Below are 22,837 nucleotides of genomic sequence, written 5' to 3'. Positions count from 1 at the left end.
TCTCGAAGAAAACTTCTCTTGCATTATCAGCTTAATATAAGTTGTGTACTACAACTGGCCTGATGCGCCCCGGAAAACCTCGGATTCTGCACCGTTTGACGGGGACCGTCGGGCCACGGCATTTGAGGACAGGGCATGAACGACGCATCCGACGAGACGAATCCGAAGGCGCCAGAGGACCCGCAGGCCCGCGGCCCCGAACAGCCGAACGGCACCGGGGCCGAGCCACAGGGCGAAGCCGGGGCCGAACCACGGGGCGAAGCCGCACCCGAGGCGGTGACCGAACCGGTGACCGAAGCACCGACCGAACGGCTGGAGGCGGCCGACACGGACGACGCCGACGCTTCGGACGAGCCGAGCGAAGAGCCCTCCCGCTGGGCGCCTCCGACAGAAGACGGATCCGCCGACCCCGCGGACCACGCCTCTGCGGCCGATGCCTATCCACCGGATACGAGCGCCCACCCACAGGGTTCAGGCCCCCATCCGCAGGCAGCCGGTGGTTATGTTCCCAGCGCTGACCCCTACGTACAGGATGCGGGCCACCACCCGCAGGGTTCGGGTCCGTATCCGCAGGCAGGCGCCTACGGGCAGGCCTCATTCCCCCACCCGCAGGGCCCAGGTCCCTACCAGCAGGCAGACCCCTACCATCAGTCGGGTCCCTACGGGCAGTCCGGCCCCTACCCACAGGGGTCCGGCCCCTCCGCCGCAGCCGGACCGTCCGGCCCTTACCCTCCTGGCGCCGGCGCTTATGCTCCGAGTTCGGGCCCCATGCCCTACCCGGCCGCGCCCGGTCAGCCCGGTCACGGTCCGAGGTCGAAGTTCACCTCTGCGCTGGCGAAGGGCGCCACCTGGAAAGCGGCTCTGATCCCACCGGGAATCGCCCTCCTGGGCGGGATCGTCGCATCCATCATCCTCACGATGCTGGTGTCGTCGATGTCGGACTTCACCTCCCTGACCGAGGACACCGGCTTCAGCCTCGACGGCATCAGCTATGCCATGCCGTTCATCCTCCTGGCGCTGTCATTGTTCGGGTCGGCGGTGCTGCGGCTGTCCATCCAGGCCACTGATGCCTTCGACGCCCAGCTGAGCATCTTCATGGTCGGGGCACCGCTGGTGGTGACGATCATCATCGTCGGTCTGCTGTGGTGGCTGACGAAGCGCAGCGAACTCAGATCCCCGTCCCCCAACCGCGTCGCCACATGGGTTCGCATCGGCATCTCGACACTGTCGATGACCCTCGTGCTCTTCTTCCTGCAGCTCCTCTTCGCCGCCCGCTTCTCCACATTCGAGGACGAAGGCACCTTCACCTTCTCACTCTCGGCGATCACGGCCAGGTCCTTCTTCCTGCCCCTGCTCGTCATCCTCATCACGAGCATCGCCGGCCGTGTCGCCGGACACTTCAAGGGCACCGAAGCGATCGGCGCACCATTCCTGCGCTGGGCCGTCCCCCCGCTGCTGGTGACGTGGATCCACCTCGTCGTCAGTGTCGGTGTGTTCTCGATCGTGGCACTCTTCGTCCTCCCGTTCTCGATCGACATGCCCGGTCAGCTGGTGCCGCTGATGTTCATCAACATGGGACTCATCCTCACCTCCCTGAGCCACTTCGGTGGGATCAGCGCCTCGGCGCAGGGAGACCTCGGGTTCTATTCGGACAGCTTCTCCGAGAACCTCACCCTCTTCAGCCATACCGCTCCGGGCCAGCTGTGGCTGGGTCTGCTCGTGGTCGTGGCAGCGGTGCTGATCTCGACCTTCGTCGCCACGGTCACCCGTCGCCCATCGTGGACCGTGCTCGAACAGGACAAACTGCAGTGGTCGAGCGCCTGGAAGCTGCCCCTGGCCTTCTGCCTGGTGTGGGGGCTCCTGTCTCTTCTGACCATTCCGATGCAGATGTCGATGTCGGGATCGGACGAGGCGGCCATGATCTTCGGCGGAGCAGGTGCCGCCCGCCTGGGGATCGGCCCGCTGGCCTGGACCTTCCTCGTCTTCGCCGTGTGGGGCGGGATCATCGAGGTGCTGTCCCGGACGCTCGGACCCAGGCTCGTGCTCACTTTCCCGGCCGTCGCTCGGATTGCCGCCGGCCGGACCGTGCATCCGCACTGGGGTCCGTACCTGGGAATGAGCGAACCGCGCTTCGCCTTCGTCCACCCCGATCTGACTCGGGCCACCGCCCAATCGGCTCCGCCCATCGCCCCTGCCCCCGGCCAATTCGGACCGCAGGCCCAGCCGGGAGACCCCGGGCAACCGGGCCAGCCCGGTCATCCGCTTCAATCGGGATCGCAGCCACAGCCCGGTTCGCAACCGCAGCCCGGTTCGCAGCCCCAGCCCGGTTCGCAGCCGCAGCCGGGTTCCCAACCACAGCATCCGGCATCGGGGTCGAATCCGCCCGCTGTCGGTCAGCCGGGCTCTGCCGGTCCGGGAGCCCAGCAGCCGTCCGGGCTTCCGGGCGCGGAGGCGTACTCGGCCCCGGTCGGGCCGCAGGCGCATCCGACCGACCAGCAGGCGCAACCGACCCCGACCGGCCAGCAGGCCTATGCCTTCTCGCAGGGCACACCCGGCCCACAGCAGTACGCTTCGGCGCCGGGCGCTGACGCGACGCAGCCCTACGGCGGTCCCGTCAAGCCCTTCGACCGGAAGAAGGCGACGCTCGTGACGGTCGTCGCCGGTGGGGCGGTCATCCTCCTCGTGGCCGCGCTCATCGTCGTCAACCAGGTCAATGGCCGGATGTTCGGCCCCGAGGCGACCGTGGAGAAGTACTTCGCGGAACTCTCCGACGGCGATGCCGAGGGTGCGCTCAAGGTCGCCGACGTCGATGTTCCGCAGGAGGCACGCGCCCTGCTGACCAATGACGTCCTCAGCGCTTCCAAGGCCCTGCCCGACGACGTCACCGTCGACGAGGCCGAGGTCTCCGGCGATACGGCCACGGTAGCCGTGACCTATGACGTCGGCGGAGCCAAGGGCAACAGCACCCTGACGCTGCACAAGGCCGGCAAGAAGGCGCTGTTCTTCGACGACTGGGCGCTCCAGACCCCCGAGCTGCTCACCCTCGCCGTCGACACCCCCGGACTGAGCACGGTCAAGGTCAACGGGATCGACGTCGACACCGATGGTTCGTCCTTGGCGCTGCCGGCCTTCCCCGGCCTCTACACGATCGGGCTGGCCGAGAAGACGGATCTCATCAGTGCCGATCCCGTCGAAGTGCGCGCCTTCCTCGGTGACGACGCGGATATGGAGGGCGAGGACGTTCCTCAGCTGACCGCCCAGCCCTCGGACGCCTTCCGCACCGAAGTCGACAACCAGGTCAAGACCCTCATCGACAGCTGTGCGAAGAAGACCACGGCCCAGCCCGACGGCTGCCCGTTCGGTTCCTCCTTGGCCGACAGCTACGATGCCACCGGTCTCAAGTGGTCGATCTCGTCGTATCCGACGGTGACCGTCGCCGACGAGGCGGTCGGATCCGATCCCTACGCGGATCCCGAGTCCGCGACCGGGCCCAACGGGGGCCCGGCGTGGCCGATCTCCTCGGACACCACCGGCGAAGCACTCGTGACCGGCAGCTACGAGATGTTCGATGACACCGAGTCCTTCGACGACACAGTGTCCATCTCGCTCAGCGGCACGGCTGAGATCGTCGACGGCAAGGTCGTCATCAACGTCGAAGACGACCCCTGGGACTGGTGAGTCTCAGTCTGAGAAGACCGCCGAGGCGGGGCTCGCGATGCGTTCGATGAGGTCGATCCCCTCGTCGACGCAGCGGGCCCGCTCCTCGGCGGGGACCATCGCCCCGCCGGTGAGCCAGATGAGGTGCGTGGCCGCATCCGACCACGGAACCGCCGCCCGCTCGGGGCTCGCTGCTTCGGCCGGCCGATCATCGGACTCGGCAGCACCCAGTCGCCACGGGATCGTCAGTCCCGCGGTCGCCGAGGGTTCGACAGTGATGCCCTCGGTCTCGCGCAGCACCCCGACCCCTGCCCGGATGACCTCATCCGGCACCGAGGCGAAGCCCGAGATCAGCGATCCGATGGCCGGTCCGATGAAGCGTGAGGGCCGGGCGACGGCCAGTCCGTCGGCCGCGGTCCGACCGGTGAGTCCGATGTCCTGGACGGCGATGCCGCTATGCCGTCCGGAGCGGACGCCGAGGAACATCGCCGGTGCCTGACTCGGTTCGACGAACACGCAGTGGGCGTTGTCGCCGAACACGCGTCTGAGCCCGAAGGCCACACCGCCGGGTCCCCCGCCGATCCCGCACGGGAGGTAGACGGCGAGCTGATTCTGCGCATCGACCCTGACCCCGGCCGCATCGAACTGGCGTTTGAGGCGCAGGGCGGCGACCGAGTACCCGGCGAAGAGGCTGACCGAGTCCTCGTCGTCGACGAAATGCGCGCGCTCGGCTCCCATCGCCGAGGCACGGCCGGCCTCCACGGCCGCGACGAAGTCACCGGTGTGTTCGATGACGTCGACCCCGTGGTCGGAAAGCATCGTCTTCTTCCACTCACGGGCGTCGGCGGACATGTGCACGGTCACGGCGAACCCGAGGGCGGCGCCGAGGATCCCGATCGACAGTCCGAGGTTGCCCGTCGATCCGACCACGATCCGGTGCGCGGCGGCGATCTCACGGAACTGCGCACTCGAGTACGCAGAGTGATCCGCGGCATCGAGGCCGTTCTCGGCCGCGACCGCCTCGGCGTATTCGAGCACCTCGTGGAATCCTCCGCGGGCCTTGATCGATCCGCTCACGGGAAGCTCATCATCGCGTTTGAGCCACAGCCTGCCCGGCAGTCGGGCACCGAACAGGCCATCGAGTCGCTGCCGGGCCCTCGGGGCCGCGACCAGGGGCGACTCGATCGTGCCCCCGGCGTCCGCGGCGCCGAGCTGCGTCGTCGCGGTGTCGGGGAAGGTCTCGGCGAACCACGGGGCGAAGCGGTCGAACCGGGCCGCGGCGGAGTCCATGACGTCCTCGAGTTCGGGCAAGGCCGCCTCGGCGGAACGGATCCATGTCGTCGGTGTGCCTTCGGCCAGCGAGCGGATGAGCTCGTCGTCGGCGAGGTCGGAGGGAAGATCGGTCATGGACCGATGGTAGCCGGGCCGGATCAGCGGCTCACTTCTCGACGATCTCCCGGGCCCCGTCGAGCACCTCGGCGAGTTCGCCGAGCCAGGCGGCGTAGCCGTCGTAGGTGTAGGCGCGCTTGTCGTCCCAGGTGCCGAGCTGACCGGCCCGGACGGCGGGGAGGCTCTCGTAGACGGGGTTGTCCTCGAAATCGGCCGAGGCGTCGTGGACGAGGATGACATCGGCGGGATAGTCGGACATCTTCTCCCAGGACACCTCCGCCCAGCTGCTGTCGTCGCTCGAGTCGGGTCCGACGAGTTCGAGTCCGTCCTCGCTGAGCATCTCGGCGATCCCCGAGGTCTTCGAGGTGTAGTTCATCTCCGCACTGAAGTTCGCCAGCAGAACGGTCAGCCCGTCCTTCTTCGCCGTGACCTCGCGGATCCGCTCGCGAGCGTCCTCGAAGGCCTTGGCCTTGTCCGCGATCTCGCCCGTTTCGGTGTCCTTGCCCAGGGCACGGGCGATGGCGGCATATTGGGCGAACATCGCATCCGGGCTCTGGCCGAGCTTGACCGGGACGAAGTCGACGAGTTCGGCGACCTGGCTCGTGACCTTCTCATCCCACCAGGTCCATCCGTCGCCCTTCTCATTGCCGTAGGCGACGAGGATGTCCGGTTCGGCGACAGCGAGGGCTTCGATGTCGAGCTCCATATCGGTGCCGACGACCTCGACGCCCTCTGAGTCGAACGCCTTCCCCGGCGATTCGTTCTGTCCGAACCCGAAGACCGCCACCGGTGTGATTCCGTACTGCGCCAGACCGGCCGCCGAGTAGAAGTCCGCGGCGATGCGCTCGACGGGCCTGTCGAGCTCGATCGTCACGCCCTCGTAGCCTTCGGGCGAATAGGTGAAGTTCGGGGCCGCGGCCTGCCCGCCGGAGACTTCGGATTGCCGGCCGTCGCAGGCGACGAGAGCGAACGGTGCGAGAACGGACAGAGTGAGGAGCTGACGGCGACGCATCGAGAGCCTTTCAGTGGTCGTGTTTCGGTGCGGGACGAGGTGGGCGCTGCTTCCGGCGCCGCTGCGCGGATCCAGATGAGCGCAGGGCTGCTTGTTCCGGGCGGCCCGGGACCGGAAAGTGAAATCGCTGGTGGCAGGCCTGTCGGACGGCCCGATCACGGTCCTCATGTGATCGATGTCAACAACGCCGCAACCACGTTAACACTATTTGGAAAGGCTTGCCTTACTATTTTGGCGTAGGGTGGTCTGCAGACGGTCCATCATCGTCGACAGCTGAACCCATGAACCCGACGCGTCCTCACCTGAGGCACGCACCCGGACCCGCGAGCCCATTGAGACTCACGAGTCCGGGAAACGAAGGAGACTCTGTGTCACGAGCACCCATCGGCGCCTTCGAAGCCACGGTCCTCGCCGTCGAAGACCTCAGCCCGTCCTTCCGCCGCGTGACCTTCGGCGGGGCTGGACTGCAGGACTTCGGCCCCGGCGCCCATCCGCGCGATCTGCGCATCAAGCTCGTCATCCCCCCGGCAGGGGCCGCTGAGCCTCATTTCGACCTGCCGGGCTTCCTCGCCGAGCAGGAGGAAGCGGGAGTCTCGTGGTACCAGGCGTGGCTCCAGGTCAATCCGGAGGTCCGGGGGCACATGCGCACCTACACCGTGCGGCAGTGGCGCGATGCCGATCGGGAGCTCGTCGTCGACCTCGTGCTGCACAGCGATGAGGAGGGCCACTCGGGCCCTGCGGCACAGTGGGCGGAATCGGCTGAGGTCGGCCACAGACTGCATCTCATCGGGCCGGCTCGTGATGCGGACGGCCCCGCCGGAGGCATCGAGTTCGCCCCGGGAGAGGCGGACCAGATCCTGTTGGCCGGTGACGAAACGGCGGTTCCCGCCATCGCGTCGATCCTCGATTCGCTGCGGGACCGTTCGGTTCAGGGCAAGGCCGTCCTCGAAGTCCCCCGGGCCGAGGACATCATCGACATCGCAGCTCCGGTCGGTTTCGAGATCCAGTGGCTCCCGCGCGGCGGAGCGGATTTCGGTGAGCTGCTCGAACCGGCCGTCCGTGAGGCCGTGCGTGCCGAAACCCGCGTGCACGCCGAGGTGGGGGCCGGCCCAACCGGTCCGACCGACACGGACCGTGAACTCGAGGATGTCAACATCGACGAGGAGATCCTCTGGGACGTGCCGGCCGCGCTGACCCAGGCCGCCCAGGGCAGTTCGACTGCCACGGAGAAGGACGACCGCCCGTTCTATGCCTGGATCGCCGGCGAAGCGGGACCGGTCAAGCGCCTGCGCCGCTACCTGGTCCAGGAAGTCGGGGTCGACCGCAAGCAGATCGCGTTCATGGGCTACTGGCGGCAGGGCAGGGCCGAGGGCTGAACCCTCGGGGCCGAGCTCTCCAGGGCAGAGTCCTCAGGGGCCGAGCCCTCGCGGGCAGAACCCTCAGACCTGCGCGAGCATCTTGCCGGGATTGAGGATGCCAAGTGGGTCGAGAGCGTTCTTCACCGCCATTTGGATTCGACGGGATCCTTCGTCGAGCTCGTTCGGCAGCCAGGCGCGCTTGAGGTAGCCGACCCCGTGCTCGCCGGTGATCGTGCCGCCGAGTTCGATGCCGATGCGCATGATCTCCTCGAATACCTCCTGCGCGGTCGCCGTCGCGGCCTCGTCGCCGGCGTCGAAGAACACCGAGGGGTGCATGTTCCCGTCACCGGCATGCGCCACCAGCGCGATCTCGAGTCCGGAGGATTCCCGCAGGGCGCTCAGTCGGTCGCAGAATTCGGGCACGGCCGTGCGCGGCAGGCACACATCGTCGAGCAGCTGACCTCCCCCGTGGGCGCCCGCGAACTTCTCATACGCCGGTTGGATCATCCGCCGGGCGGTGATGAGCGCCGCGGAGTCGGTCGGGTCGTCGGAGTACGCGACGTCGAGGGCACCGCAGCGGCGGGCCACCTCGGCGAAGGTCTCCATCGCCGCCTCCGATTCGGTCGGGGACTGATCGACCTGCATGATGAGCATCGCTCCGGCCTCGGCGTCGAGGCCGAAGTCCCCGTAGTCGTTGAGCATGCGCAGGGACGATCCGTCGAGGAATTCGAGCAGGCTGGGCACGCCGCCTCCGGCCATGAAGTCGGCCACGGTCTGGAGTCCGCTGCGCTCGTCGGGGAAGGTCGCGATCGCGGTGAAGGGATCGGGCAGTGCCGGGATGAGGCGCAGGGTCGCCTCGACGACGATGCCCAGCGTGCCCTCGGAGCCGATGAAGAGGTGACGCATGTCGAGCCCGGCCACGCCCTTCGCGGTCGCGGGCCCCAGGGTGGTGAGCGTCCCGTCGGCGAGGACGACCTTCAACGATCGGACATAATCCCTGGTCACCCCGTATTTCACGCAGCACAGTCCGCCCGCGTTGGTGGCGATGTTGCCGCCGATCGATGACAGCGCCACCGACCCAGGGTCCGGTGGATAGGACAGACCGTACGGGGCCAGGCGGTCCTTGAGGTCCTGGTTGATGATGCCGGGCTGGACGGTGACCAGGCGCTCGGCCTCGTTGACGGCGACGATGTCCTTCATCTTCGACACGTTGAGCAGGATCGCTCCCGGCACCGCGTTCGCCCCGCCCGAGATTCCCGACCGCGCGCCCTGCGGCACGACGGGCACACGATGCTCGGTGGCGAACCGCATGACCTCTTGGACGTCCTCCGTCGAGGCGGCTCTGACCAGGGCGATCGCGCCCTCTCGCGGACAGAACAGAGCTTCGTCGCTCGAATGCGCGTCGACGACATCGGGGTCCGTCGTCAGGGAGCCGGGGCTCAGGCGCGATCCCAGGTCTGCGAGCGCCGCCGGGTCGAAGACGGGGACGCCGTCTTCGCGTGCGACTGCCTCGGCAGGTGAATCCGTGGCGGTGGGAAGGTTCGACATTGGTGCTCCTCGGATCGATGGCGACGCCGGCATGGTCGGCAGGTGCCGGTGGTCGCGCCTTTCGTGGCGACCGGCAGGTGCCTCTGCCCTATTTCAGCGTCGGCTCCAGGTTATCGGGAGCCGGTGCGGCCTTGAGGACGAGGGTCACGATGCCGGCGGCGACCATGGCCGCACCGGGCGGGCGGGGAGTTGGCGAGCGCGGGAGGCGACGCCGCCGCAGAAGGCTCGTTCAAGCCGCCGCGCAGATATGCAAACGTGCACGATTCGACGTCTGCGCGGCGGCTTGAACGGGGCAGAAGCATCGTCGGGCAACGGTTCGCTACAATGAGTCCACCGCGCCGAGGAGGACGATATGCAGCCGATGTCCGAGCTCGAGGCCGACCGCTTGCGCCGCTATTACCGGACATTCGCCCGCGTCGAGGCCGCCGACACCTCCCCCGTGTACGCCGAATGGGCGCAGGGCGTCGCCGACGACGATGCGATCATCGACCTCCTCCTCGACCTGCCCCAATCGAAGCGCCAGGCCAATCTCCTGTTCGCCGCCGCCCGCCACCTCGGCTCCGGCACCGGAACTTTCGCACAGCTGCGAGCGTGGCTCCTCGAGCACTGGGACTCGACACGAGCCCTCATGCTCGAACGGTCCACCCAAACGAACGAGGCCGGCCGGTGCGCTGTGCTCCTGCCGGAGCTGGCCCGACTCGACGGCCCACTCTCGCTCATCGAGGTCGGCGCATCCGCCGGGCTGTGTCTCTATCCCGACCGCTACAGCTACCGGTACCGCACCGCCGAAACGGGCCGGCCGAGGGCGGACACCGTTGCGTCTGGCTCGGAATCGGTGCGTTCACTCGCCCTCGACCCGGCCGAGGGTCCGAGCAGTGTCGTCATCGAGTGCGCACTGAGAAACACCTCGGCGCCGGAGCACATCCCCGAGGTCGCCTGGCGAGCTGGGATCGATCTCAACCCGATCGACATCACCGAGTCCGACCAGCGCAGTTGGCTGCGTTCCCTGGTCTGGCCCGAACACGATGCCCGACGCGAACGGCTGACCGCAGCAGCCGAGCTCGTCGCCGCCGACCCGCCCAGGTTGGTGTCCGGTGACCTGTGCGAACGCGTCGAGTCCCTCATCACCGAGGCGCCGGCAAACTCGCAGATCGTTGTCTTCCACAGTGCGGTCCTCGCCTATGTCGATGCGCGAAAGCGGGAGGAATTCGCCGCCATCATGCACGCCCACCCGGAAGTCAAGTGGTTGAGCAACGAAGGCGCGGGCGTCCTGCCCAGCACGCTCGCTCAGCTCGAGTCACGCGGGGTCGACGCCGATGGACGCTTCGTCCTCAGCGTGGACGGTGTCGCGAAGGCGCTGACCGGGCCGCACGGGCAGAGCTACGAAGACCTCGACCGCTCGTGAGAGGTCACCTGCGCTCTCGGGAAGGCTCGTTCAAGCGGCCGCGCAGATATGCAAACGTGCACGATTCGACATCTGAGCGCCGCCTTGAACGACGCCTCGGCCGCGCTCTCAGCCTTGAACGAGGCGGTGCAATGGCGAAATCACGCCCGGTCGACGCCTCACGCCCGGTCATCGGCTGTCGCCTCACGCCCAGCCAACATCTCACGCCCAGCCGACGACCAGTCGGGCCGCCTCGGCGGGGATCATCGGGTCGACTCCGGTGAGTTCGCAGAATCGTCGCAGTCGATTGGCCACGGTGTTGCGGTGGCAGAACAGCTCGGCGGCGCTGGCGCCGATGCTGCCCGAGGCCAGGTACGCCTGCACGGCCTCGACCAGGCGCTGCCGTTCGACCGGGCCGCAGGCCGACAGCGCGGTCTCGACATCGGCGAGGATCGGATTGCCTGCGGCGTTGAGGGACCGGGCCGCCAACCGCGCCCAGCCGCGACGCCAGGTCATCGCCGAGTCCTCATCGGCGGTGAGGACCTCGGCCAGCTCGCGGGCCGTCAGCGCCGATCGCCGCAGGGAGCCGATACCGGGTGCGTGCACGACCCCCACCCGCGCCTCGGCGATTCCGCGTTCGAGGGACTCATCAGGGTGTCCAGGGGCGTCCGAGCTGCGGGTGAAGGCGATGAGCACCTCGCCGAGGTGGTGCGTGAACATCGTCCCACCCGCCCGGACGTGGTCGGAGATGAGCACGCGCAGGGCCCGCACGTCGTCACCTGTGGCGGCGACGACCAGGAGCGGGGCGTCGACGTCGAGGCCGAGGCCGGAGGCGATCGTGGCCAGACGCTCGTCTGTCGGGTCGGGATCTTGGAACAGGCTCGCGATGAGTCCGGCACGCACCGATGACTCCTCGGCCCGCATCCTCTGCAGCTCGGCGGTATAGGCCTGCTGCACCTGCGAGACGTATTCGTCGACGGTCGAGAGCACAATGCCCGTATGGCGGATGACGAGTTCGGCGTCGGTCGGCTCCGCCACCCGGGTCAGCACCTCCCAGAGCACATTGAAATCGTGCCGGATCGCCGTCATCAGCGCCTCCAGCGGAATGCCCGCCCGCGCCCGGGAGACGCCGACCTCGGTCGAGATCGCCACCGGCCCGTCGAAGCCTCCTGCCCGGAGTCCCTCGATGAGGGTGGTGAAGGACAGCCGTCCGGTGCGCCGCAGCTCGGAGACGGGGATCGGGGCCGGGTCGTAGCCGGGTACTCTGACCACGCGGGTCATGAACCTCTCGGTCAGCTCGTCGAGGTCGAGGGAGTCGAGGAGTTCGAGCCAGCGTCGTTCGTCCCCGGGCAGCGGCCGATCCCTCAGCTGACGGTCGTGGAAGTCAACCATCACCCCAGAATATGTGCATATGCACAAGCACGCACCTGTCTTCGGCGACAAATGCGTCTGGAATGAGACCTGGAACACTCTGTAATGTCATCGGATGAGTGTCATGGGATGCCGGTCGGATCCTTCGATCAGGCGACCTGAACAACTCGACCAGTTCCCGACTCGTCACCGAGTCCCCAACCCGCGACGGAGACAACAATGAGCGAAAGAGCCCCCACCGCCGCAGCCGAGTTCAGTGCCACCCAGGAACTCAGCGTCAAGGACGCGAACAAGGTGGCCATCGGGGCGCTGATCGGCACCGCACTCGAATGGTACGACTTCTTCCTCTTCAGTGCCGCCGCCGCGCTCATCTTCAATGTTCAGTACTTCACGAACGAGAACGCCACCGCCGCGGCGCTGGCCTCCTTCGCCACCTTCGGAGTGGGGCTGGCCGCCCGCCCGGTCGGCGGTCTCATCTTCGGCCGCATGGGCGACAGGATCGGTCGCCGCCGAGTCCTGCTGATCACGATCGTCGGGATCGGCATCGTCACCGGTCTCATCGGACTCCTGCCGACCTACGCCGCGATCGGCTTCGCCGCACCGGCCCTGCTCGTGCTCATGCGCATCCTCCAGGGACTGTTCGTCGGCGGAGAGTGGTCGGGCGCGATGACCCTCGTCGTCGAGAACGCCCCGCTCCACCTGCGCGCCCGCTACGCCGCCATCCCGCAGATCGGCTCACCGATCGGCACGATCCTGTCCTCCGGCGGGTTCTTCGTCATGACGCTGCTGTTCTCGCAGGAGAACTTCGACTCCTTCGGCTGGAGGATCCCCTTCCTCGTGGCCATCCCGCTCCTCCTCGTCGCCGTCTACATCCGCAGCCGGCTCGAGGAATCACCGGTCTTCCGTCAGCTCGAGGAGTCCGGCGAGGTCTCCAAGAGCCCGATCCGGACGACGTTCACCGAGTCCTGGAAGCAGATCATCGTGGGAATGGCCGCGGCCCTCCTCGGCGTCGGCGGCTTCTACCTCGTGACCGCATTCTGCGTCTGGTACGGGGTCAACATCCTCGGCTACGACGATTCACTCCTGCTGCTGGGCAGCATGGTCGCCGCCGCCGTCGAGATCTTCGTCCTCCTCTGGGGCGGCATGCTCGGCGCCAGGTACGGGGCCAGCAGGGTGATCCTCTGGGGCGGGGTCGCCTCGGCGGTGGTCTCCGTTCCCGCGTTCCTCCTGTTCGAGTCCGGCCAACCGGTGCTCGTCGTGATCGCCATGACTCTTGCGGTGGGCACGCTCTCACTGCCGTACGCGGCCTCGGGCACCGTGATGACCGGTCTGTTCCCCGCCAACACCCGCTACACCGGTGTGGGAATGTCGCAGAACGCGGCCGGCATGATCTCCGGTTTCATCCCGCTGCTGGCCACCGGCTTCGTCGCCTCGGCCGGCGATCACTGGTGGCCGGCCGCCGCGATGCTCGCGTTCCTGTCGCTGTTCACCGCCTTCGCCGGCCTCGTCGCCCCGCGGCTGAGCGTCGACCTGCCCGGCTTCAAGCACTGAGCCGGGTCCCACCGCGCTTCCGCTCCCATTGTCGAAAGGACTCCCGATCATGCCGCGTTCGGCCGGCCATCTCATCGTCGCCACCCTGGAGACCGCGGGCATCGAACGGGTCTACGCGGTGCCCGGTGAGAGCTACCTCGACGTCCTCGACGGACTCTACGACTCCCCCATCGACACGATCGTCTGCCGTCAGGAGGGCGGTGCCGGGTTCATGGCCCTGGCCGAGGCCCGGCTGACCGGGCGTCCGGGCATCGCCATGGTTACGCGCGGTCCGGGTGCGGCGAATGCGATGATCTCCATCCACACCGCCTGGCAGGACGCGACGGCGCTCGTCCTCTTCGTCGGCCTCGTGCCGACCGCGGACCGGGCGCGCGAATCCTTCCAGGAGTTCAGCCTGCCCGAGTGGTTCTCCTCGACCGCGAAACGCGTGATCACCATCGACGACGAGCACCGCGCCGGCGAGCTCACCGCCGAAGCGCTGCGCATCGCCGCGGCCGGCCGGTCCGGTCCCGTCGTCGTCGGTCTGCCCGAGGACGTCCTCGTCCGCCTCACCGAGGCCCCCATCCCGACCCTCGCCGAGGCGGCCGAACCGAAGCCTGCCCCCGCCGAACTCGAATCGCTGGCCGCCCGCCTCGCCGGCGCCTCACGTCCGGCGTTCGTCCTCGGCGGCGACGGCTGGCAGTCCGGGGCCGGAGCGGATCTCGCCGGCCTCGCCGCCGCGTCCGGGATCCCGATCTTCTGCGACTGGCGCGCCTATGACGCCGTGCCCCATGACTCGCCGGCCTGGTCCGGTTGGCTCGGCTACGGTCGCGCCGATGCCGTGGCCGGAGGATTCGCCGAGGCGGACCTGCTGATCTTCATCGGCTGCACCCGGTCCGATGTGGCCAGTGACGGCTTCACCATCGGCTTCGGCGCCGAGACCGTGCTCGTCTCCCTCGACACCGAGGCCACTCAGCACGCCGGGCGCATCGACCAGCACATCCTCGCCTCACCGGGCACCTTCACCGAGGCGCTGACCAGTGTTGATGCCGATGCGCTGCGTGGTGGGCGCTCAGACGGATGGATGGAGGAGCGCTCTGCCGCACAGGCCCGGTTCGCCGCCCATCGGCCCGACGCCGAGGCACAGCCGCCGACCGAAGCGACACAGACACCCCGGAGCGGGGTCGACCTCGGCGTGGCGTTCGGGATCCTCGACGATCGCCTGTCCGGAGAGGCGATCCTGACCTACGGCGCCGGCAATGCGACGATCTGGGGGCACCGGTTCATCCGCCACCACCAGGCGGCCAGCCTCGTCGGGGCGCGCAATGGGGCCATGGGACTCGCCGTCCCGGCAGCGGTGGCCGCATCCCTGACGTTCCCGGACCGGCGTGCCGTCGCGATCTGCGGCGACGGGGACTTCCTCATGAACGGTCAGGAGATCGCCACGGCCTTCGCTCACGGTGCGACTCCGCTCATCATCGTCATCGACAACGGTGTGTACGCCACGATCGTGTCCCATCAGGAGAACCACTATCCGGGCAGGCCCTCGGGCACCCGGATGGTCAACCCGGACTTCGCCACGTGGATGCGGGCGTTCGACGGGGCCGCCTCGGTGGGAGCGGGTGTGTCCGGTCACGGCGAGCGCGTCGAGACGACCGAGGACTTCGCGCCCGCGCTCGACCGGGCTCTGGCCGCGGACGGGCCGGCGCTCATCCACGTGCTCATCGATCCTGCGACCATGCCGCCGGCCGCCGACGAGACGTCCTGACTGCGACCGCGGACGAGACTCACTCCACCATCCCCACCGCTGCGGAACTTCCGTCCGCGGCACATCCCTCGAAAGGACGTTTCATGACCGACTTCCTGACCAGTGCTGATCGCGAAGCCGACTTCCTCGCTGATTGGGCCGTGCACTCGCGTTTCGGCGCGGTCGAGGGCACGAACGGCGTCGACCGGCAGGCGGCGAGCCAGGCGGACGGTCAGCAGCGGAAGTGGTTCGCCGAGCTGCTGACCGAGCACGGTTTCCGCGTCGAACGCGATGCCATCGGCAACCAGTTCGGACTCCTCGAGCTCGTGCCCGGCGCACCCTATGTGCTCACCGGCTCGCATCTGGATTCGCAGCCCACGGCCGGGCGCTTCGACGGCGCCTACGGGGTGATGGCCGCGGCGCACGCGTGCTTCGCCGTCGCCGATGAGCTGCGGGCGGATCCGACGAAGGCGCGGTTCAACCTCGCCGTGGTCAACTGGTTCAACGAAGAGGGCTCGCGGTTCAAGCCCTCGATGATGGGCAGCAATGTCTTCACCGGCAAGGCCGAGCTCGAGGCGGCTCTGGCCACGGAGGATGCCGCCGGGATCACCGTCGCCGAGGCACTCGATGCCCTCGGTGAGCGCGGTGATTTCACACCCCCGGACATCGCCTCCTATGCGGAGATCCACGTCCAGCAGGGTCGCAGCATGGAAGAGGACGGGGTGAGCATCGGGCTGGTGAACGCGACCTGGGCTGCCCACAAGTACGAGTTCAAGGTCACCGGAGCCCAGGCCCACAGCGGGTCGACGCTCATGGCCGACCGTCAGGATGCGCTGCTCGGCGCCGCTCGCCTCGTCGTCGCCGCGCGTGATCTGGCCGACGAGTTCGAGCCCGGTGCGCTGCACACGGCCTGCGGCCAGCTCACCGTCTACCCGAATTCGCCGGTCGTCGTCGCCAGCGAGGTCAGTCTGCTGCTCGACCTGCGCTCGCCCAGCGCCGAGGTGATCGCCGACGCCCATGATTCGCTCATGGCCACGGTCGCACGGGTGTGTCAGGACGCCCGGGTCGAGATCGAGATCGTCGCCGAGCACAGCTGGGATCGGAACCCGTACTCGGCCGAGGGGGTCGAGCTGGCCCGCACAGTCGCGGATGACCTGGGGCTCACCTCGGCGCGGGTGATGACCGTGGCCGGGCACGATTCGACGAATATGAAGGACACGGTGCCCACCGTCATGCTCTTCGTCCCCAGCGTGGACGGGATCTCACACAGTCTGGACGAGTTCACGAAGGACGAGGACCTCGTCTCCGGCCTGCGTCACCTCACCGAGGTGGTTCGACGGCTGGCCGCCGGCGCCCTGGCCTGAGTCCGGGCCGGCAGAGGGACAGGAGGGGACCGGCTCCCGTGGAGGTCGGCTCGAGTTCGGGCCGACCGCTCAGTCGATGTCGTCGACGTCCTGGTTCTCGTCGACGAGCTGCTCGGCCAGCGGCTCCCACTTCGCATATGCGTCGGGGAAGGCCGAGGCCTGCACGTCCTGTGCGGCATCGCCCGGGGCCATGCTCTCCCAGTTGTCGATCTGGGTCAGGCCCGGATTGGCGCTTCCGGAGTCGACTCCGTAGAAGGCCTTCGATGCGTACACGGGATCGGTGACTTCGTCGACCGATCCCCAATTCATCGAGGGTCGCTGCTGGAACGCACCGGCGGAATCGCGGTCTCCGCCGTCGAGATTCTGCAGGCTCGATTCCTGCAGTGCGGTCATCACGGCGATCGTCTGCGCGTCCTTCGACAGGTCTGCGCCCTTGCCGACGCCGATGATGGTGCGGGCGTTGTCGACCTGTTCGGAGCTGAGCTCATCCGGGTCGTCGATGCCGCCGGTCGTGCCGTCACCCTGGTCGGTGCCCGAGGCACTCTCGCTCGTCTGGTCGACGCCCCCGGACATCGGGTCGGCCGTGGCCGAGGTCGCCGTCGCCAGGGTGACGCCCCCAGCGATGACGGCAGCCGACAGTGCGGTCACCGCAAGTGTGCGCACGCTTCTCATCTGTTCTCACTTTCCTCTGGGGTCGGGCGAGCGGTCCGGGCGAAGTCGTGCCCGGGTTCTCGGTCCACTGCGATCTCCTGTCTTTCGGCACAGGAGGTGAACCGGAAATCGCCCCACACCACACTCCCCGACGCGAGGGGCCGGTGCAATGCAGAGAGGCTGATAGGTGGCTCCGTCTCGTCGCAACGAATCGTCACGGACGCGTGTGCATGTGATCAGAGTTCGTTGAGTTCCCCGCGGCGGCAAGCGGCGCCCGGACGGGCCCGTGACGCGGGTCTCGAACGGCCCATCGGGTCACGTGCAGGAACGGGCCAGACCGCTTTCAGACGCTCACGCGGCTGCTGACCGGCGAACCCCGCGGCGCGGGCCCGCTCGGGTATCGTGGATCGCATCCCGACGATTGTGAGGACTGACGTGGCTGACCTGAATGAACTGACCGAATCCCACTTGGCGCTTGCACGCGAGAACGAGAACGGCCGCAGCGCCGAACTCGTCGCCCACGACGGCGAACTGCGCCAGACCGTGATCGCTCTGGCAGACGGTGTGCGACTTCCGGCTCACAACTCGCCGCCCGCGGCCAGCATCCAGGTGCTGACCGGAAGCATCCGGGTCGAGCTCGATGAGGAGATGCAGGGGGAGTTCGGGGCCGGCGAACTCTGGATCCTCACACATGAGCGCCACTCGGTGCTGGCCCTGGAGGACTGCGTATTCCTGCTCACCACCGTGACCAGCGTGGACAAGCCCTCCTACTCCTGACCGACCCCGCGAGACCGCGACCCCGGGAGACCGCGATCCCGCAGACGCGCTCCGCCCGCGGGCCGCACCCGCGGACGGCGCGGCAGCTTCACTTCGCGACGAAGTGGAGGCGCTTGTTGACGAACTCGCCCATGCCGATCGGGCCCATCTCACGCCCGAAGCCGGAGCGCTTGACCCCGCCGAAAGGGATCTCGGCGGCCTCGGCGGCGATGGTGTTCACATGCGTCATTCCGACCTCGAGGCGTGCCGCGACACGATCGGCACGCGCCTCGTCGGTGGAGAACACCGATCCGCCCAGACCGAGTGCACAGTCATTGGCCAGCTCGAGGGCCTCCTCGTCGCTGCTGACCCTGTACACAGTGGCGACGGGCCCGAAGATCTCCTCACCATAGGACTCGGAGTCGCGCGGGACGTCGACGAGCACCGCCGGCGAATAGTACGCGGCAGGCCCCTCGGAGAGTTCGCCGCCGACGAGCACCCGGGCTCCAGCGGATACGGCCTTCTTCACCTGGGCGTCGACGGTCTCGGCCGCGGCCCGTGAGGACAGCGGCACGTATTCGTCCTCACCGAGGTTCAGGGGGTCGCCCGGCTTCAGTCCGGTGCCCAGACGCACGAGCTCGGCGACGAAGTCGTCGTAGATGTCGTCCATGACGATCATGCGCTTGTTCGAGTTGCACACCTGGCCGGCGTTGTAGACGCGGAACTCCCAGGCCTCGCGGGCGACGGCGGCGACATCGTCGGCATCGAGGACGACCATCGGGTCGATGCCGCCGAGTTCGAGCACGGCCTTCTTGAGATTCTGACCGGCCTGGGCGCCGATGATCGCTCCGGCCCGCTCGGACCCGGTCAGCGATACACCCTGCACGCGCGCATCGGCGATGAGCGCAGCGATCTGGTCGTGGTTGGCGAACAGGTGCGAGTAACCGCCGTCGGGGACACCGGCGGCGCGGAAGATCTCCTCGATGAGCAGCGCCGAACGACCGCAGACATCGGCGTGCTTGAGCATGATCGTGTTGCCGAGCACGAGGTTCGGCGCCGCGAAGCGGGCCACCTGGTAGTACGGGAAGTTCCACGGCATGACGCCGAGCAGCGCACCGATGGGCAGGGCCTCGATGCGGGCGGTGCCGGGAATCGTGGACGGGATCTGGTAGTCCGTGGCCAGGCTGGGTCCGTGGACGCCGTAGTACTCGATGATGTCGGCGGCGAATTCGACCTCGTCGACGGACTCCTCGTAGGACTTGCCCATCTCGGTCGAGATCGTCTTGGCCAGCTCGTCCTTGCGCTCGTGGAAGATCTCCGCGGCCCGGCGCACGATTCCTGCGCGGTCCTGGATATCTGTGTCCTTCCAGGTCAGGTACGTGCTGTGAGCGGCGGCGACGGTGCTTTCGATCTCAGCATCGGTCGCCTCGGGGAAGGTTTCGACGATCTCGCCGGTGGCGGGGTTCTGGACACGGTAGTTCGACATGGAATGCAGCTCCTTGCAGATCGGCGCGAGCTCGGCGGCAGTGGTGCCCGGCGGCTCGCGCGGGGTTCGAGAATGTGTTCGCGGAAGGGAAACGTGTGAGGCATCGCCGGAGGCCGCGGCGTCGATGTGCGGCAGCATCGCCGATCCTCACCTGGACGGTCGAGGATTCATCGCAGTCAGTTATCACCCATGCCATCGACGGTAGCGCCCGGAAGGGACGCGAACGATCATGTCACCCTCGATTGTAATACAATATTTGCTCGCGTGGGGCCGGATCGGCCCAGCGATCCATCGCCGAGGCGGGCGCGAGCTCACCGCACGACCTCTCGATGCGCGGTGTCGATCCGCCGCGTCCACCCGCGTCCGTCGAGGTGTTCGAGCAGCGGGATGACGGTCCTTCGCGTCGTGTCCAGCGCCTGCCGGGCCTGACTGGTCGTGAAGGGCTGGTCCAGCCCGGCGAGGATCCGCATCGCCTGGGCGGGCGTGCGAGGAGAGACGACGATACCGTCGCCGAGGCGCAGCAGCCGACCGGCTCGCTCGGCGACCGCGAGCTCCCGCGCTCCGAGCCCGAGTTCACGCAGGACATCAGCCTCGGGAGCCGAGAACGGCGCGGCGGCCAGACGTCTTTCGAGCTCGGCGACCCCGGCCTCGGCCGCGCCGAGATCGGCGGAGTGGCCGGGCGGTCTCACCATGCCGTCGGTCGTCTCGAGTCCGGCACGAGCGATGATCTGTGTCAGCAGGGGGCGGGTGTCCGCGTTCTGAGCCTCGGGCAGGGGCGGGCTCCCCCGCCGCAGAGCCCTCGCTCAGTGCCTTGACGGGGACTCCTGCGGCCATCGGCCGTGCCTGGAGTTCGCGTGCGACCAGGGTCTTCGCCGCTTCGACCCATACGGCGAGTCCGGGGGCGTGGACGAGCCAGCCGTCCACGGCCTCGACCCCGTCGGGCAGAGCCTCGGTCTCGGGCACCGACCGGCTCGGCACCGGCAGCCCGAACCGGGTGAGGACTGAGCGTTCGACGGCGCCGCGGCGGGCCACCTCGGCGAGGATGTCGCCGGTGGCCGGACGCTCGGCCAGCTCCCGGCCGCGGCGGGCACCGTCGCCGCGACGGCTGAGTTCGGGCGGGTCGACGTCGAGGACGAGGAGTCCGGCGAAGACATTGCGACTGCCCGGTGCCCGCAGCACGATCCGGTCGCCGACCTGCAGCGGCAGTGGTCTGGCGAGTGTCAGCCGGGCGTGTTCGGCGTCGAAGGCGCGCAGGCGCACGGGCACGGCGGCCGTGCCGATATGGGCCATGAGCTCGACCACGCCGGCGTCCAGCGGCTGGCCCATGGTGCGGCGGACGTCGAGGACGTCGACGATCGGCCAGGCGTCGGGGGTGAGCAGAGCGTCTCCGCGATGCAGCTCCTCGGCGGGCACATCGCGGAGGTTCACGGCCACGCGGGCCTGCGGGACCACCTCGGCGGTGGAGGAGTTCCGCGACTGCAGGCCGCGCACGCTCACCGTCCGGTCGATGCTCTCACCGTGCAGTCGGACGGTCTCACCGGTGCGCAGCCGGCCGGCGGTCAGCGTTCCGGTCACGACGGTGCCGGCGCCCCTGATGGTGAACGCCCGATCGACCCACAGGCGCACCCGCGCCGAGGCGTCCGGGGCCTGGGCCGCGTCCGTGACCTCGTCGAGGACGGTGATGAGTTCGTCGAGGCCCTCCCCGGTCGTGGCTGAGACCGTGACGATGGGCGCAGTCTCCAGTGGCGTGCCGCGCATATGCGCCCTGACCTCGGCTTCTGTGGCGTCGATCGTGTCCGGGGCGAGGTCGGCGCGGGTGATGACGACGAGGCCGTGGGTGATTCCGAGGGCCGCGATCGCGTCCCTGTGATCGCTCGACTGGGCCTGCCATCCCTTGTCGGCGGCGATGACGAAGCAGGCGATGGGGGCGGGGCCGAGTCCGGCGAGCATGTTCGCGAGGAACTTCTCGTGCCCGGGCACGTCGACGAAGGCGAGTTCGCGGCCCGAGGGCAGGCTCGTCCACGCGAAGCCGAGGTCGATGGTCAGTCCGCGCTTCCGCTCCTCGGCCCAGCGGTCGGGTTCCATCCCGGTCAGGGAGCTGACCAGGGTCGACTTCCCGTGATCGACATGTCCGGCGGTGGCGATGACGAAGGTGCCCGGGGCCGCGGGCGGTACGGGTGCGTTGGGCGTGGCCGCATTGGGTGGTGTATCAGTCATGGCGGCGGTCCAGGACCCGGGCGATGGCGGCGGCGATGGACTCGTCATCGGCCTCGGGCACGCATCTCAAGTCGACGAGGCATCGGCCCTGGTGGACGCGGGCGACGACGGCCGGTTCGCCGTGCCGCAGCCCGGCCGCGCAGTCCTCGGGCAGTTCGACCGCCCAGCCGGGCAGGGGCACCCCCGGGGCTCCCCCGCCGCCGACCCGACCGTCGTGGGCGACGACGGCGGCACCGGCCGCCTCGGCGAGGGCTTCGGTGCGGGCCCGCAGCCGGTCGGGGTCGATATGGAGAGCGTCGTGGATCGGGTTGGCGGTGTGGGTGATCGTCGCTTCGAGGGCGGCGAGGGTGAGCTTGTCCGTGCGCAGTGCCCGAGCCAGTGGATGCTCGGCCAGTGTCTGCACCGCCTCGGCGCGGCCGAGGACGATTCCGGCCTGGGGACCTCCGAGGAGCTTGTCGCCGGAGACGATGACGAGATCGGCACCGGCCCGCAGCGCGGCATCGATGTCCGGTTCGTCGGGCAGCGCCTCATCGGGGGTGAAGAGTCCGGAGCCGAGGTCGACGATGAGCGGAAGATCGTGCTCGGTCGCGAGCCCGGACAGTTCGGACACCTCGACCGAGGCGGTGAAGCCCTCCACGCGGAAGTTGCTCGTATGCACTTTGAGCAGGCACGATGTGTCCTCACCGATGGCTTCGGCGTAGTCGGCCAGGTGGGTGCGGTTCGTCGTTCCGACCTCGTGCAGGCGCGCTCCCGTGGTCGTCATGAGGTCGGTGAGGCGGAAGCCGGCGCCGATCTCGATGAGCTCTCCGCGGCTGACGACGATCTCACCGCCCGAGACGGCGCCCCGCAGGGCCGTGACCGCCAGCAGCAGGCCCGCGGCACCGTTGTTGACGACGAGGGCGTCCTCGGCGGCCGGGCAGGCTCGCAACAGTGCGGCCTTCGCCCCGGTTCCGCGCTTGCTGCGCTTGCCCGCAGCCAGGTCCATCTCGACGTCGACGTAGCCGGCCGCCTCGGTGACGGCTCGGGTCGCGGCCGGTGACAGTGGGGCCCGGCCGAGGTTCGTGTGGACGAGGATGCCGGTGGCGTTGAGCACCGGGGTCAGGGAGGACGCCGTGCGGGTGCCGAGCCTGGAGACGAGAGTGGGGACCACCTCGGCGACGGGGATCCGGCCGGTGCGGGCGGCGGTCTGCACCTCGTTCACGAGCGCCTTGATCGTCGCCTGGTTGAGGTGCTCACCTGCAGCGATGACGTCCGGAAGGGCAAGGAGACGGTCCGTGCGCGGAATGGACCGTCGCGGATCGGATGCGTCCATGGGCCCCTCCTCGGTGCGGGTTCGCCGGTGGTTCCGTGTCAGTGACGGAACCGAT

The 22,837-nt window shown here is 68.5% G+C and carries 16 protein-coding genes; 7 read left to right on the top strand and 9 right to left on the bottom strand.

Annotated features, from left to right (window positions below; all coding sequences use genetic code 11):
* Window positions 1-135: 135 nt before the first annotated feature.
* Window positions 136-3,678, top strand: a complete 3,543-nt coding sequence (locus IG171_RS16870; protein ID WP_249203774.1) for a hypothetical protein — start codon at window positions 136-138, stop codon at window positions 3,676-3,678.
* Between the two features lie 3 nt (window positions 3,679-3,681).
* Here IG171_RS16870 and IG171_RS16865 read toward each other — a convergent pair whose 3' ends face one another.
* Both IG171_RS16865 and IG171_RS19200 read right to left on the bottom strand, forming a co-directional pair.
* Window positions 3,682-5,064, bottom strand: a complete 1,383-nt coding sequence (locus tag IG171_RS16865) for a D-serine ammonia-lyase (protein ID WP_249203773.1) — start codon at window positions 5,062-5,064, stop codon at window positions 3,682-3,684.
* A 31-nt stretch (window positions 5,065-5,095) separates the two neighbouring features.
* Window positions 5,096-6,226 (bottom strand): ABC transporter substrate-binding protein, encoded by a 1,131-nt coding sequence (locus IG171_RS19200; protein ID WP_249203772.1) that lies wholly within the window; start codon window positions 6,224-6,226, stop codon window positions 5,096-5,098.
* Window positions 6,227-6,426: 200 nt separating this feature from the next.
* On the opposite strand from IG171_RS19200, the gene IG171_RS16860 reads away from it, so the two are divergent.
* The gene (locus IG171_RS16860) at window positions 6,427-7,434 is read left to right on the top strand and encodes a siderophore-interacting protein (protein ID WP_249203771.1); all 1,008 of its coding nucleotides are present in this window, start codon (window positions 6,427-6,429) and stop codon (window positions 7,432-7,434) included.
* Window positions 7,435-7,497: 63 nt separating this feature from the next.
* Here the strand turns inward: IG171_RS16860 and IG171_RS16855 are convergent, their stop codons facing one another.
* Complete coding sequence (locus IG171_RS16855) at window positions 7,498-8,964, bottom strand: FAD-linked oxidase C-terminal domain-containing protein (protein WP_212128487.1); 1,467 nt, start codon at window positions 8,962-8,964, stop codon at window positions 7,498-7,500.
* Between the two features lie 352 nt (window positions 8,965-9,316).
* Between IG171_RS16855 and IG171_RS16850 the strand changes: the two genes are divergently transcribed.
* On the top strand, window positions 9,317-10,369 hold the full coding sequence (locus IG171_RS16850) for a DUF2332 domain-containing protein (protein ID WP_212128486.1): 1,053 nt from the start codon (window positions 9,317-9,319) through the stop codon (window positions 10,367-10,369).
* A 201-nt stretch (window positions 10,370-10,570) separates the two neighbouring features.
* Here the strand turns inward: IG171_RS16850 and IG171_RS16845 are convergent, their stop codons facing one another.
* Window positions 10,571-11,740 (bottom strand): helix-turn-helix domain-containing protein, encoded by a 1,170-nt coding sequence (locus IG171_RS16845; RefSeq protein WP_212128485.1) that lies wholly within the window; start codon window positions 11,738-11,740, stop codon window positions 10,571-10,573.
* A gap of 198 nt (window positions 11,741-11,938) precedes the next feature.
* Between IG171_RS16845 and IG171_RS16840 the strand changes: the two genes are divergently transcribed.
* From IG171_RS16840 to IG171_RS16830, 3 genes are all read left to right on the top strand, one after another.
* Window positions 11,939-13,270, top strand: coding sequence for an MFS transporter (locus tag IG171_RS16840; RefSeq protein WP_212128484.1), 1,332 nt, complete (start codon window positions 11,939-11,941; stop codon window positions 13,268-13,270).
* A gap of 49 nt (window positions 13,271-13,319) precedes the next feature.
* Window positions 13,320-15,017: a thiamine pyrophosphate-dependent enzyme gene (locus tag IG171_RS16835; RefSeq protein ID WP_212128483.1), complete on the top strand. Its 1,698-nt coding sequence runs from the start codon at window positions 13,320-13,322 to the stop codon at window positions 15,015-15,017.
* 83 nt (window positions 15,018-15,100) lie between these two features.
* Window positions 15,101-16,360, top strand: coding sequence for a M20 family metallo-hydrolase (locus tag IG171_RS16830; RefSeq protein ID WP_212128482.1), 1,260 nt, complete (start codon window positions 15,101-15,103; stop codon window positions 16,358-16,360).
* Window positions 16,361-16,429: 69 nt separating this feature from the next.
* Here IG171_RS16830 and IG171_RS16825 read toward each other — a convergent pair whose 3' ends face one another.
* Window positions 16,430-17,032, bottom strand: coding sequence for a hypothetical protein (locus tag IG171_RS16825; RefSeq protein ID WP_212128481.1), 603 nt, complete (start codon window positions 17,030-17,032; stop codon window positions 16,430-16,432).
* Between the two features lie 414 nt (window positions 17,033-17,446).
* Here IG171_RS16825 and IG171_RS16820 point away from each other — a divergent pair, with 414 nt between their 5' ends.
* The gene (locus tag IG171_RS16820; protein WP_212128480.1) at window positions 17,447-17,788 is read left to right on the top strand and encodes a cupin; all 342 of its coding nucleotides are present in this window, start codon (window positions 17,447-17,449) and stop codon (window positions 17,786-17,788) included.
* 88 nt (window positions 17,789-17,876) lie between these two features.
* Here the strand turns inward: IG171_RS16820 and IG171_RS16815 are convergent, their stop codons facing one another.
* From IG171_RS16815 to selA, 4 genes are all read right to left on the bottom strand, one after another.
* Window positions 17,877-19,253, bottom strand: a complete 1,377-nt coding sequence (locus IG171_RS16815; RefSeq protein ID WP_212128479.1) for an NAD-dependent succinate-semialdehyde dehydrogenase — start codon at window positions 19,251-19,253, stop codon at window positions 17,877-17,879.
* A gap of 311 nt (window positions 19,254-19,564) precedes the next feature.
* The gene (locus tag IG171_RS19380; RefSeq protein ID WP_349252127.1) at window positions 19,565-19,945 is read right to left on the bottom strand and encodes a SelB C-terminal domain-containing protein; all 381 of its coding nucleotides are present in this window, start codon (window positions 19,943-19,945) and stop codon (window positions 19,565-19,567) included.
* On the bottom strand, window positions 19,839-21,470 hold the full coding sequence (selB, locus tag IG171_RS16810) for a selenocysteine-specific translation elongation factor (RefSeq protein ID WP_349252126.1): 1,632 nt from the start codon (window positions 21,468-21,470) through the stop codon (window positions 19,839-19,841). Before selB ends, IG171_RS19380 begins: the two co-directional genes overlap by 107 nt.
* Window positions 21,463-22,782, bottom strand: coding sequence for an L-seryl-tRNA(Sec) selenium transferase (selA, locus tag IG171_RS16805; RefSeq protein WP_212128478.1), 1,320 nt, complete (start codon window positions 22,780-22,782; stop codon window positions 21,463-21,465). The genes selB and selA overlap by 8 nt, the downstream gene beginning before the upstream one ends.
* Window positions 22,783-22,837 lie beyond the last annotated feature (55 nt).

The organism is Brevibacterium sp. SMBL_HHYL_HB1 (genome assembly GCF_018208375.1).
In the GTDB taxonomy this organism is placed as follows: Bacteria; Actinomycetota; Actinomycetes; order Actinomycetales; family Brevibacteriaceae; genus Brevibacterium; species Brevibacterium intestinavium.
Note: the sequence above shows the minus strand (reverse complement) of the source record. Positions and strands in the feature narration are given on the sequence as shown.

Excerpts from the sequence above, each read along its gene's own strand:
- IG171_RS16830 (WP_212128482.1), top strand. The coding sequence starts at position 15,101 with ATGACCGACTTCCTGACCAGTGCTGATCGCGAAGCCGACTTCCTCGCT.
- selA (WP_212128478.1), bottom strand. The coding sequence starts at position 22,782 with ATGGACGCATCCGATCCGCGACGGTCCATTCCGCGCACGGACCGTCTC.
- IG171_RS16850 (WP_212128486.1), top strand. The coding sequence starts at position 9,317 with ATGCAGCCGATGTCCGAGCTCGAGGCCGACCGCTTGCGCCGCTATTAC.
- IG171_RS16815 (WP_212128479.1), bottom strand. The coding sequence starts at position 19,253 with ATGTCGAACTACCGTGTCCAGAACCCCGCCACCGGCGAGATCGTCGAA.
- IG171_RS16835 (WP_212128483.1), top strand. The coding sequence starts at position 13,320 with ATGCCGCGTTCGGCCGGCCATCTCATCGTCGCCACCCTGGAGACCGCG.
- IG171_RS19200 (WP_249203772.1), bottom strand. The coding sequence starts at position 6,226 with ATGAGGACCGTGATCGGGCCGTCCGACAGGCCTGCCACCAGCGATTTC.
- IG171_RS19380 (WP_349252127.1), bottom strand. The coding sequence starts at position 19,945 with ATGGTGAGACCGCCCGGCCACTCCGCCGATCTCGGCGCGGCCGAGGCC.
- IG171_RS16840 (WP_212128484.1), top strand. The coding sequence starts at position 11,939 with ATGAGCGAAAGAGCCCCCACCGCCGCAGCCGAGTTCAGTGCCACCCAG.
- selB (WP_349252126.1), bottom strand. The coding sequence starts at position 21,470 with ATGACTGATACACCACCCAATGCGGCCACGCCCAACGCACCCGTACCG.
- IG171_RS16855 (WP_212128487.1), bottom strand. The coding sequence starts at position 8,964 with ATGTCGAACCTTCCCACCGCCACGGATTCACCTGCCGAGGCAGTCGCA.
- IG171_RS16845 (WP_212128485.1), bottom strand. The coding sequence starts at position 11,740 with ATGGTTGACTTCCACGACCGTCAGCTGAGGGATCGGCCGCTGCCCGGG.
- IG171_RS16825 (WP_212128481.1), bottom strand. The coding sequence starts at position 17,032 with ATGAGAAGCGTGCGCACACTTGCGGTGACCGCACTGTCGGCTGCCGTC.
- IG171_RS16870 (WP_249203774.1), top strand. The coding sequence starts at position 136 with ATGAACGACGCATCCGACGAGACGAATCCGAAGGCGCCAGAGGACCCG.
- IG171_RS16865 (WP_249203773.1), bottom strand. The coding sequence starts at position 5,064 with ATGACCGATCTTCCCTCCGACCTCGCCGACGACGAGCTCATCCGCTCG.